The organism is Nocardia farcinica (genome assembly GCF_029867845.1).
In the GTDB taxonomy this organism is placed as follows: Bacteria; Actinomycetota; Actinomycetes; order Mycobacteriales; family Mycobacteriaceae; genus Nocardia; species Nocardia farcinica_A.
In genome coordinates, this window is the sequence record NZ_JARWRU010000814.1 from 1 (window position 1) to 1,376 (window position 1,376).

At 75.7% G+C, this 1,376-nt stretch carries 1 protein-coding gene; it reads left to right on the top strand.

Annotated elements, in window-relative coordinates; all coding sequences use genetic code 11:
- The first annotated feature begins 160 nt into the window (after window positions 1–160).
- On the top strand, window positions 161–1,216 hold the full coding sequence (locus QH283_RS17720; RefSeq protein ID WP_280504102.1) for a phenylacetate--CoA ligase family protein: 1,056 nt from the start codon (window positions 161–163) through the stop codon (window positions 1,214–1,216).
- The last annotated feature ends 160 nt before the right edge of the window (window positions 1,217–1,376 follow it).

Below are 1,376 nucleotides of genomic sequence, written 5' to 3' on the forward strand. Positions count from 1 at the left end.
CCCGACACGGGGTCGCCGGGGGCGGCCAGCCCCCCCCCGCCGCGCCGGGTGTAGGGCCCGCCGATCCTGTTCCCCAGGGCTACGGCCACCCCCCCCCCGGGGCGCCGCCCCCCCCGCCCCCCCCCGGCCCCCCCGCGCCCCCCACCGGCGGCGCACGCTGGTGGTCGTCGCCTTCGCCATGGGCAACTGGATCGGCGGCACCTACACGCTGCGCTGCGTGGAGGGCCTGGCCGCCCGAGGCTACCCGGTGTCGGTCATCGCGCCCGGTCAGAATCTGGACACCGTGCGCGCCGACATCGCCGAACTCGGCCCCTACTACGACCAGGTGGTGCTGGCCGGGTACCCGCCGTTCGTGCGCGACGTGCTCGACGGCGCGGGCCCCCGGGTGCTCGGCCAGGATTTGAAGCTGCTGCTGGCCGGGGAGAACATCACCGAGGCCTGGCGTGACCGGATGCTCGAGCTGATGGGCAAGCCCGGCCGGGCCGAGGACACCTGCCTGATCTACGGCACCGCCGACGCGGGCATGATGGGCCACGAGACGCCGACGACCATCGCGGCGCGCCGCGCCGCCGAGGCCGATCCGCTGCTGCGCCTGCGCCTGTTCGGCGACGCGACCGTGACCCCCACGCTGGTCGAATACGATCCCGCCTTCCGCTACACCGAGACCGACGCGGCGGGCAGGCTGCTGTTCACCGTCGCCAACGCCATGCCCCTGGTGCGTTACCGGATCAACGACGAGGGGGAGGTCCGCACCGCCGAGCGCTTCGCCGCCGAGCTGCGCCGCGCCGGGCACGCCCTGCGGACACGCACCTGCACCCCGTCCAGCGGTTTCCTGGTGCTGCGCGGCCGCCCGGACGTGGCGGCCACCTTCTACGCGGTGAAGATCCGCCCGGACGGCATCCGCGCCGCGCTGGCCGACCCGCGCCTGCACGAGGAACTCACCGGCAAATTCGTGCTGACCACCGTCACCGACGCGCGTTCGCGCGACCAGTTGCGGCTGCGGGTGGAGCTGCGCGCGGGCGCCAGGCCGGGGCCCGGCTTCCCGCGGCTGGTGGCCACCGTGGTCACCGCGCGTCTGGAGGCCGCGAGCGCGGAGTACCGGGAGCTGCGCCGGGCCAGGGGCGAACTCGCCGAGCCGGTCGTGCGAGCCGTGCCCTACGGCAGCGAGGAGTTCCGCTACGACGTCAAGCACACGGGACTGCGGCGGGCCGGCTGAGGCTGATTCTCCCTCGACGGCTCTCCCTCGACGGCTTGCCCCTCGACGGCTTGCCCTCGACGGGTTCTCTCGACGGCCCGCGAAACGCCCCGCCCTCCCGTGGCGGGGCGGTCGCCCGGCAGCGGCCGCCCCCCCCGCGCCGGGCCCGCACGGCGGCCCA